This window comes from Myxococcus sp. CA023 (genome assembly GCF_010998615.1).
GTDB lineage: Bacteria > Myxococcota > Myxococcia > Myxococcales > Myxococcaceae > Myxococcus.
Window position 1 is genome coordinate 41,406 of the sequence record NZ_JAAEAH010000071.1, and the last position, 9,849, is coordinate 51,254.

Below are 9,849 nucleotides of genomic sequence, written 5' to 3' on the forward strand. Positions count from 1 at the left end.
AATCGGGGTCAGGCCGTCCTTTCGGGTGGGTGAAGGATGAATGGACATCCCCCGAAAGGAGCCCCACGTGAGCACGCCCCCGCAACTTCCGGTGTATGAACTCGAGGACGCACTGGAGGCGTCGTTCGGGACGAAAGGCGACGCAACCTCGCGACGCGTCTTCATCGTCCCGGTCTCTCAGCCCTCGTCCTTCGTGGCATTTGGGGCGCTTTGGCCCTCGCCAGCGGACCTGGTGGAAGCCCTCTTCGTCGCAAAGGGAAATCTCGAGGAGCACCTGGGCGCCTTCGTCGAACGCATGGTGCGCGAGGAGGCCGTCGTCGAACTGTGCGTCTATCCTCCGCTCCCTCGGTCGCTCGTGGACCAGTACGCTTCGGTGCCTCCCTATGAAGGGTATGAGTACGAAGCGCCGCCCGGGACGCCCGTTCGTGGAATGTCGGCCGATGCCAGCGTGGAGCCCTACTCACGGTTGCGGGACTCGACGCTTTGGACGCGAGGAGACATCGCCTCGCGTCACACCTATCTCTCGCCGCTGAGCGACCCGTCACAGTTCCTGGCACTCGGCGTTATCGCGCCGCCTTCCACCAATGTGGTCTTCGCGACCCGGGGTTCCATCGTCGAAGACCTGGGATCGCTCATCGCGCACGTCCTGCGAGAGCAGTCTTTCGTGGAGATGCACGCGAATCCGCCGCTGGCTCCCGAAATTCTGGCGCGCTACCTGACCCCGGCGTCCTAGAGCCCCACCCATGCGCGCCGAACTGCTGCTGTCTCACGAAGACAGCCATCAACCCGTTTGGGGCCAGGGACTCGACCTGGAGAGTCTCCCGGATGTTCCCGTTCCGGCTGAAAACGGGTCCCCGAATTATCTTCGCTCCTCATTCGCGAGTCCAAATGACCTCGCCGTGCAGCGCTGGGGGGTCGTCGCCCCCAAAGGCCCAGTGGGAGACAGGCTGCTGAAGCTCATCGAGCCACTCCAGGAGCTGCGTCAACGGGAACAAGGAGGGCATCCTGTCCAGATCTACCGCCCTGCTGGCGGGATGGCGATTGATGAGGCCCATGCCTGGAAGGACCGGACCTTCGGGCCCGAGAAGGTGAACGAAGAGGACCGTCCTTCCTATCTCCTCATCCTGGGGGACCTGGATGAAACCTCGCTGGAGCTCCAGCAAGCCCTCGCGACCGACTCCCTGGTGGGCCGACTTACGTTCCCCACGGACGAAGGCTACCGGGCCTATGTCGACAAGGTTCTGCGCTGGACGAACAGGCCTTCAACCGCGCAGCGCGCGAACCTGCTCTTCTACACTGCCAGGGATGGCAGCTCCGCGACGAACCAGGGACATGACCTGTTGATGCAGCCATGCATCGACTGCTTGAATCAGCGTCATCGCGAGTGCGCAATTCAAACCCAGCCGCCCCTGTCGATGGAGGAGACAGGGACCAGAAAGGACTCCGCGGTAGCACGATTCCTAGGCTTTGCCTCCCAGGCAGGCCCCTCTGTGTTGCTGTCCCTGAGTCACGGTTTGGGTCCACCTCCGCGTGGACGATGGGAGTCCCAGGAAAAGCAACGAGCGCGACAGGGTTCGCTCCTGCTGACGCGCGAACAACTGCTCACCGCGGACGATGTCGCGTCACGGCCTTTCCTCCCTGGTGGCATCTGGTTCGGTCTGGCGTGCTTCAGCGCGGGTACACCTGCCCGCAGTGCCTATGCACCCTGGCTACGAGACCTGCCTTCGCTCCAGGCCGCGAGAGCAAGTCCGCTGACGGCCCTACCGGCCCCTGGCGAACGCCCCTTCGTCGCCGCGCTTCCCCAAGCAGCGCTGGCGAATCCAGACGGCCCCCTGGCCGTGGTGGGGCACATGGACCTGGCCTGGACGCTTGGCTTCAACGACCAGGGACGCCTCAGGTACGCCCGGTTCAACCAGGTCATCGAACAACTGGGCCACCAGGTTCGTGCCGGGGCCGCGATGAGGCCGCTACTCGACGCCGCCAATGAGCTCGGGCGCTGGTTGAGCGCGAACGCTCATCAAGCGCGCGTGACCCAAGATGAGAAGAGGCGCCCACGGGAAAGCCCAGCGGACTGGGCCTTCCGCTGGCTCAAGTACCACGACCTCGCCAGCTACGTCCTGCTGGGAGACCCCGCAGTTCGGTTGCCTTTGGTGTCAAAGCCTCCATCGAAATACCTCGGCTCGCAGCCTCATCGAAGCGCAAGGTAATAAAACCCGCCTCGTGCGTCCTCTCCATGAACGGTCGTTTCGTGGAGAGGACCTCGATTGTGAACCCCTCGAAAGCCCCCTTTGAAGTCAGGTTGGAGTTCCTTGGAGACGAGGAACCGTTTACCTGGAGCCCCAAGAAGTACTCATTCAAGCACACGGGTGGAGTTCTCAGCTCAATCGAAATCCCATGGGACCGCCTCCAGCATCAACTCGAAGCACTCAGCACGGGAGCATCAGGGGCCGTCCTGCTTGAGCAGTTTGGATTGGAGCTCCGTCAAATTCTGGTGCCCACGGTCTGGCCTCGCCTCGAAAGCAAAGTTATCGAGGCCCTGGCTGAAGGCAGGCCCGTCCACCTCACGCTCTATTCCGACCGTGCCGACGAGATTTTCCATCTCCCCTGGGAACTTCTGAATCTGACAGGGGGACGCAGACTGGGAACACTGGCGAGCTGTCTCATTCAATACGAATGTGCTACCGATTTTCATAGCGCATTGCAAATACCGCCCACCGGCAGAATCCTCTTTGCCTACTCAGAAGCCGGAGGAAACGTCCCATTCAGCGAGCACATGACTGCCCTTGAGGGCACCTGCCGAGATGCAGGTCTGTACTTCGACCCGGACCAGGATGTCATCCCCCACGTCAACCAAAGCCGACTTGCAGCCAAGATGGCAGATGCGTCGCGCCCAGTTACGGCACTCCACCTGCTTTGTCATGGAGGCAGCAGGAATGAAGACGGCGCGAAGTACCATGGACTTATCTTCGATCCAAAGCGAGACGACGACAGCGAGTCAGACTTCGTAGATGCCGCTGCCCTGCGGCATCTGCTGTTCGAGTCCTGCGACTCCAGAGCGCTTCGGCTCGTCACCATCTGCGCCTGCCAAGGGGGAGACGCGGGCACTCCAGGACTCGCGCTGGAGAGCAACGCCCGGATGCTCCACCGACAGGGCATACCTGCCGTGCTTGCATCTCGGCTGCCTTTGACATGCCGGGGCTCCATCACCTTCACCAAGACCCTCTACCAAAAGCTGCTCGTCTGCCAGGAGAACATGCGAACAGCGCTCGCATCGGCGCGGAGCGAACTCGCGCGCAAAGAGCCTTCTCACGACGCGATTTCGATTCAACTGTATGCGAGAGCGGGAGACGCCCGGGCCCTGCTGCCCTTCAGCGCACCGCCGTCCCCCAGCTTCGATGATGCCCCACCACGAGAACTGGTCCTCATCCGGCATAGCGCCTACAGCACCGCGCATGGAACTCCCACGCCACAGGACACGCCAGCGCTCTTCGCAGGAAAGCGCGTTCGGCCGGTCGTCAGTATCAATCAAGCTCCAATGGTTTCCGAGCGCAGGTGGGAGAATCTGGAGCCAGAGGTCGCGAAGCTGGCGGCACGTGACGGAGTGCTCCGGCGAACGCTCGAAGAGCCGGACACGGATATCGTCTACTTTGGGTTTCCATACGTCTCGTTCGCGGCGTTTGTGGGCTATTTGGCCAAAAACCGCCACGTCGATGTACTCGAGTATGACCGGTCCAGCGGACGATTCATGTGGCATCAGGACGAGCAGGAACCTGTGCCTCCGCTCAAGACTGAGGCCATCTCACACGCCTCGGGCACCGCTGCCCAAGTAAGAATTTCCATCTCCGCCATCGTTCAGCAGGAGGAGTGCGAGCGCGTGCTGCCCGCCTCGAACGTGAACTTGGACCTTCACTTTTTTCTGGAACAGGCCCAGCGCGGCATCGTTCGCCGGGCGTCTCAACTTCGGGAGTATGTGAACGTCATTCGTAGGGCCGTCGACTTTCACATCGCAGGAAACAGCGGCATCGACAGCATTCACGTCTTCGCCGCAGTGCCCGTGAGTGTCGCGTTCCACCTGGGGCAGGCATTGGCTTTCACCGGCCTCCCTGATTGCTTCATCTACAACTTCGACGCTCGCGACCCCCCTCGCTACAAGTGGTGCATGCATCTCCAAGCCGCTGGCGAGGGCCGTTCCGCAATCAAGTTGTTCTCGTTGTGATCCCCTGTCCCCATCCAGGAGTTGAATCAACATGGCCGTCGTCCAAACTCAGATGATTCAGTTCGATGAAGCGATCCGTCTCAAGCGATTCGACGAGAACAAGGAGCTTCGAGAGAAGCGTGACATCATCATCGAAAAGCTCCGAAAAAAGTTCGAAGCCCTGCGGGCTGAGAAGAAGGACGTCCCCACGTTCGAAAGTTTCAACCAGGGCAGCTACGAAATGGGGACGGGCATCCATCCGGAGAAGGGGGACTACGACATCGACGTGGGGCTCGCCTTCAACTGCGCGACGACGAAGTACCTCAACCCCGTCGACTTGAAGCTCCTGGTCGACGACGCGCTCAAGGGGCATACCCAGTTGGGCTCCGAGGTCCGCCGCTCGTGCGTTACCGTAAGTTACCAGAAGGATGGCGAACTGGCATTCCACGTCGACCTCGCCATCTACGCATACGACAACCCTGACAGCCCCACACGGCGGATGTTCATCGCCAAGGGGAAAAGAGGCTCCGGAGAGAAGGATCGCCACTGGGAAGAGTCTGAGCCCAGGAAGCTCACCGCGTGGGTCGCGGAACGGTTCAGTTCTGCGCAACAACAAACGCAATTTCTCCGCGTCATTCGGGCCCTGAAGCGGTGGAAGACCAAGAAATTCGCGACCGATGGACAGAATGCGCCATCCGGCATCGGGCTCACGGTCGCGGCAGGCCATTGGTTCAAGCCTCAAGTCACCGTCGACGCTCTCAGGGGGACCACTTTCGACGATCTCAAGGCGATGCGGGACTTCGTCGGGACGTTGGTGAACCAATTCACCATGACCAGCACCAAGTCGGACGGCTCCGCGTTGTACCGGCTTTCCGTTCCACTTCCTGTCGCACCGGGAGCGGACATCTTTACGAAAATGACCGAGGGCCAGATGACCACCTTCCGCGAGCGGCTCATCCAACTCAGGGACTGCCTGGACCAAGTCAAGAACGAGGTGGACGTCGTCGAGGCATGCAAGCGGATGCGCGACCAGTTCGGTGACGAGTTCCCCGTCCCCGAGAAGGACAGCTCGGGCCGCAAAGGCGGCCCCGCCATCGTCTCTAGCGCGGTTTCAGCCTGATTCAGCCATGCCCTTTCCCACCGATATCTCCCACGAGGCGAAGATAGCCTTCCTGGAACGGCTCTACGATGGCCGCCTGCTCGACGCGTGCGGCCGGGTGGTCTGCCTGGCGCCTCCTCCGGAAAGACGCGCGGAGGCGCGGCTTGAACCCGCTGTCACAGGGTCCATGACGGTGGGAGCGCATGTCTTCACGCTGGAAGTACGCTTGCCAGCAGCGTTCCCGCGTTGCCTTCCCGTGGTCCGTCTGGTGAAGGAAGTCGAGCCTCCGCTCGACCTCCCACACCTCGTCAGAGGTAACGAACTGTGTTTCACGTCCGATGCCAATCTTCTCGACTTGAGAAGTCCTGAACGAATCCTCGACGAGTGCCTCATGCTCGTCCGGGCGCATCTGGAGCGCATGCTCGAGGTGAACCGGCCCCAGGAGTACTTGCGCGAGGCCTTTGCCTACTGGGAGTCGGTCTCTCGAATTCGCTCCGCGCTCTGTTCAGTCACCATCAGTGACACACCTCGAGAGCTCAGCATCTTCTATACCGGCACTGCCTCTGTAGCCGTCGCGGACGACGCTGCGACCTGCGCCCGGCTCCGACCTCATCGAGATGCCAAAGGACTGCGCAGTGGCAGCGCGCTTTACGTGCCTCTCGATCCGATCTCCGTGGACCCGAACTTCCGGCTGGTGGACCTGTCCTCCGTCAAAGGACTCCAGAAGTACGTACGCGCGCTGCCGGAGAATCATCGGAAGGTCATCGCCAACTTCGTCACATCCCATGGGTCTCAGCCCGATAACTTCGTCGTGCTCGCCTTGAGACGACCCGAGGCGGAGCACGCCCTCATCGGGGTTCGCCTCAGCGCGATGCGCGGTGGCCACCCGCTCACGGACAACAAGGCCACGGCGGCGGTGGTGCCCTACACGCTGTTACGCATGGACCGTGCATACCTTGAACGAAGAGGAGGCGCGAGCACGGGACTCCAGCGGCGCCGGGTGCTCCTCGCTGGATGCGGGGCGGTTGGCGGATACATCGCGTTCGCGCTCGCCCGAGCAGGCATCGGGCATCTTTCATTGGCCGATGAAGACACCTTCAGCCCCGACAACGTGTACCGGCATGTCTGTGGCATGGGGACTCTGTTCCAACCCAAGGTGCAGGGGTTGAAGGCTGAAATCGAGCGCAACGTCCCTTATGTCTCCGTGACGGAGCACGCCGAGGAGCTCGGCAGTCTCCTTCGCAAAAGAGAGTCCTGGGCCAAGGAGCATGACCTCATCATCTCCGCGATGGGTCATCCCACCGCGGAGTTGGACCTGAATGCGTGGAGCTGGTCGAGCTCCGCGCACCCACCCGTGCTCTTCACATGGCTGGAGCCGCTCGGATTGGGAGGACATGCGCTCCTCACGCATGCTCCAAGCCATGGAAGCTCCAGCCCTGGCTGTATGGAGTGCCTCCATTCGCGCCCATATGATGGCGGGCCGATTGAAAACCGCACGGCCTTCGCGACGCCTGGCATCACCTACACGCGAGATACGCTGGGGTGTGGCAACCGGTACATGCCCTTCTCCGACCTCGATGCCCAGCGTACCGCGGAGATGGCATCCCGCCTCGCCTTACAAGTGCTGAGCAAGGAGCATACGGATGCAACCCTCATCTCTTGGAAGGGAGACAGGCGCGCATTCGAGAGCGCGGGATACTCCGTGACGCCCTACTTCGAGATGGCTTCGGGAGTGACGGACTTCCGTCGGATGGACTGTGCGTGCTGCGGGACGCCATGACCCTGGACACGCTCGTGTTCCAGCGCCCCTGCGGCGGCAGAGTCAAAGTCGGCCCAGAGGCCCACTCCCAGTTCCTGCGTTTTCGCCAGATGGCCCCGCATCAAGAGGAGGCGGGCGGCGTCATGCTCGGCCGTCATCTCCTGGACTGCAATGACACGGTCATCGACGAGGTGACGTCCCCCTTACCGGGAGATCGGCGGGGGCGCTTCTCGTTTCATCGTGCGTCCCAGCGACATCAAGCGGTCATGGATGCGCGCTGGACCGCATCCGGCGGAACCTGTCTCTACCTGGGAGAGTGGCATACCCATCCCGAGCCATGGCCGAGTCCTTCAGGGGTCGACATCAATGACTGGCGCCGCCGACTGAACGAAGACTCGTTCGAGGGCGATTCGCTCCTCTTCCTCATCATCGGGATGGATGGAATGAATGCCTGGGAGGGACTCCGGCACGCGCGGCGAATCGTACCGCTTCCTCGGTGGCAACCACTGGCCCCCACCGCCCCATGAACGTGCCCTGTCGGCTCAACCCGCGGCGCGAGGCAGGCGCACGGTGAACGTGGTGCCGAGCTGCTCGGAGGACACCACCTCCACGCCGCCGCCGTGGCCTCGCACGATGTCCTGCACGATGTAGAGCCCCAGGCCGATGCTCCGCGTGGACTGGCCTTCCTTCAGCGCGCCCCGTGTCAGCGGCTCGAAGAGCCGGGGTAGCAGCTCGCGCGGAATGGGGTCACCGCCGTTGAAGACGGAGAGCATAGCGGCCTCGCCTTCCAGGCGCGTGCCCACGCGCACCGGCGCGTCCGCGGGGCTGTAGGCCAGGGCGTTGCCCAGCAGGTTCGTGAGCACCTGCGCGATGCGGTCCGAATCCCATTCGCCCCGGACCTCGCCCTGGATGTCGACCTCCACCCGCCGCTCCGGGTTCGCCACCATCAGCTCGTCCACCACCTGGCTCACCACGTCCCGCAGGTCCGTGGGCTGGCGGTGCAAGGCAATGCCGCCGCCCAGCCGCGCCTTGGTGAAGTCCAGCAGGTCGCGAATCATCCGCGCCGCGCGCTCGGTGGCCTGACCAATGCGCCACACCATGCGCTTCTGCGAATCCGTCAGCACGCCCTTCTTCTCCAGCAGCCCCGCCGACATGGAGATGGCCGCCAGCGGATTGCGCAGGTCGTGCGAGACGATGCCCACCAACTGCTGCTCGAACTCGGCGCGGCGGCGCAGCTCCTCCTGGGAGCGCTGCTGCTCGGCGAACAGGCGCGCGTTCTCGATGGAGAGCGCCGCCTTCGCCGCCAGTTCCTCCACCAGCTCCTGGTCCTCCAGCATGAAGCTCCGCCCCTATCCCGCGCGCCCCACCGACAGCGTGCCCACCACACGCCCCTGCGTGCGCAAGGGCACGCAGAGGAGGCTGTACGCCGGATCCCCCTCGGATGGCGCCTGCCCCACCAGCTCCTGCCGCTGCTCCGCGGACAGCTCGGGGATGAGCAGGGGCCGGCCCCTCTGGAGCACGAAGTCGCTCAGCGCTTCACCCGGAAGCAAGGGCCGCGCATCCGCGAGCGTGAGCACGGCGTGACGGGCCGCGACCTCCAGGCGGGTGCCATCATCGAACAACAGGCACAGCGTGCAGGCATCCGCCATGAAACGCGCCACCTGCCGGGTGATGGTGTCCAACAACACCGCCAGGTCGCGGTTCGTCGCGTCGAAGGCGTTGGAGGCCTCCGCCAGCAGCTGCAGGTGGGCGGCGGCGGCGCGGGCCTGTGCATGGGCCCGGCGCTCCTCCGCCGTGAGGTGCACCCGGTCCAACGCCTGCGCGCACGCATGCGCCAGCGCCGTGAAGAAGGCCCGGTCCATCTCCGAGAAGGTGCGCGGCCGAGCGAAGGACAATCCGATGAACGTATAGGCGGGATAGGGGCCCTGTTGAGGGTGAGGGCTGGAGCGGAGGGGCCGAGGAGGGCCGCTGACGGGGCCTCCCGAGCGATGCTCCCGGCCGGTGGACAGAACGCCTGAACCCCCTTGGGGTACACGCCTGCCCAGGCTGCGCTCCCATCAGGTGCGTGGCAGGGGCCGCCGGCGTGGTGGCTGTCTTGCGCCTCAACACCACTCAGCCTGGGGTGGCCCTCGTGCCGGGGCCAACCTCGCACTGGTCCGCCGCGCGCACCACGTCCTGGAGCTCACAAGCCAGCTCATGCCGCGCAATGGCCTTCTCCATGGACACGCTGCTACGCCCCGAAGCCCGCGTCCGGTACGGTGGATTGCACAGTACATGCGCGAACCTGCCCGCAGCGAACTGCGTCCCCACTCGGCGCAGATCTCCCTGCACCAGGTACACCTCGCGCTCACAGCGGTTGCGATACACGTTTCGCTCGGCCAGGGAGAACAGGCGCGGCTGGAGCTCCAGCCCGGTGATGTCCTTGCGTCCCACCTGCACCCTGCCGCCACACATCAAATCCAGCGTCTCACCGGGTCCCGGCTGGAGCTCGAGCGGAACACGCCGGGGTAGGTCCTCCGCCGGGTTTTGGCTCAGGCCCCTCACGCCAAGAGGCAGGGCACCCGCACGATAGGTGATCGGAATCGTTAGGGACAGCGGGAGCAAGGGTGGGCATAAGGTGGCAGGTGGAATTGGTTGCCCCCTTGCCATGACCAGAACGGAAGAGACGGCCTCGAGTGATGGGATGTCCCTGCTGCTCTTTGCGCGTTTTGCGGCGGTGGAGGACCCGAGGCGGCACGCGCACAAAGTGGTCTTCCCGCTCGAACTGTTGCTGCTCATCGTCTTTGGAGCGGCGCT

General features: G+C 63.5%; 9 protein-coding genes and 1 pseudogene. 7 read left to right on the forward strand and 3 right to left on the reverse strand.

What is annotated here, in order from left to right; genetic code table 11:
* The first annotated feature begins 67 nt into the window (after positions 1-67).
* The 7 genes and pseudogenes from F8M74_RS27810 to F8M74_RS27835 all read left to right on the forward strand — a co-directional run bounded on the left by F8M74_RS27810 (position 68) and on the right by F8M74_RS27835 (position 7,580).
* Positions 68-733, forward strand: coding sequence for a hypothetical protein (locus tag F8M74_RS27810; RefSeq protein ID WP_141257658.1), 666 nt, complete (start codon positions 68-70; stop codon positions 731-733).
* A gap of 10 nt (positions 734-743) precedes the next feature.
* Positions 744-2,207 (forward strand): hypothetical protein, encoded by a 1,464-nt coding sequence (locus tag F8M74_RS27815; protein ID WP_141257659.1) that lies wholly within the window; start codon positions 744-746, stop codon positions 2,205-2,207.
* Positions 2,208-2,233: 26 nt separating this feature from the next.
* Positions 2,234-4,216, forward strand: a complete 1,983-nt coding sequence (locus F8M74_RS27820) for an SAVED domain-containing protein (RefSeq protein ID WP_141257660.1) — start codon at positions 2,234-2,236, stop codon at positions 4,214-4,216.
* A gap of 31 nt (positions 4,217-4,247) precedes the next feature.
* Positions 4,248-5,315, forward strand: coding sequence for a nucleotidyltransferase (locus tag F8M74_RS27825; protein ID WP_141257661.1), 1,068 nt, complete (start codon positions 4,248-4,250; stop codon positions 5,313-5,315).
* 166 nt (positions 5,316-5,481) lie between these two features.
* Positions 5,482-5,715 (forward strand): annotated as a pseudogene (locus tag F8M74_RS38700) (hypothetical protein); the annotation flags it as partial.
* Positions 5,716-5,946: 231 nt separating this feature from the next.
* The gene (locus F8M74_RS38135; protein ID WP_228560740.1) at positions 5,947-7,074 is read left to right on the forward strand and encodes a ThiF family adenylyltransferase; all 1,128 of its coding nucleotides are present in this window, start codon (positions 5,947-5,949) and stop codon (positions 7,072-7,074) included.
* A complete protein-coding gene (locus F8M74_RS27835; protein WP_203330834.1) occupies positions 7,056-7,580 on the forward strand; it encodes a Mov34/MPN/PAD-1 family protein in 525 nt (174 codons plus the stop codon). The genes F8M74_RS38135 and F8M74_RS27835 overlap by 19 nt, the downstream gene beginning before the upstream one ends.
* 15 nt (positions 7,581-7,595) lie before the next feature.
* Here F8M74_RS27835 and F8M74_RS38140 read toward each other — a convergent pair whose 3' ends face one another.
* The 3 genes from F8M74_RS38140 to F8M74_RS27845 form a co-directional block, all read right to left on the reverse strand.
* Complete coding sequence (locus F8M74_RS38140; RefSeq protein ID WP_228560742.1) at positions 7,596-8,390, reverse strand: sensor histidine kinase KdpD; 795 nt, start codon at positions 8,388-8,390, stop codon at positions 7,596-7,598.
* Positions 8,391-8,402: 12 nt separating this feature from the next.
* Positions 8,403-8,948: a GAF domain-containing protein gene (locus F8M74_RS38145; RefSeq protein ID WP_228560744.1), complete on the reverse strand. Its 546-nt coding sequence runs from the start codon at positions 8,946-8,948 to the stop codon at positions 8,403-8,405.
* A 217-nt stretch (positions 8,949-9,165) separates the two neighbouring features.
* Positions 9,166-9,507 carry a hypothetical protein gene (locus F8M74_RS27845; RefSeq protein WP_162295122.1) on the reverse strand — a complete coding sequence of 114 codons (342 nt, stop codon included), beginning with the start codon at positions 9,505-9,507 and terminating at the stop codon, positions 9,166-9,168.
* Positions 9,508-9,849 lie beyond the last annotated feature (342 nt).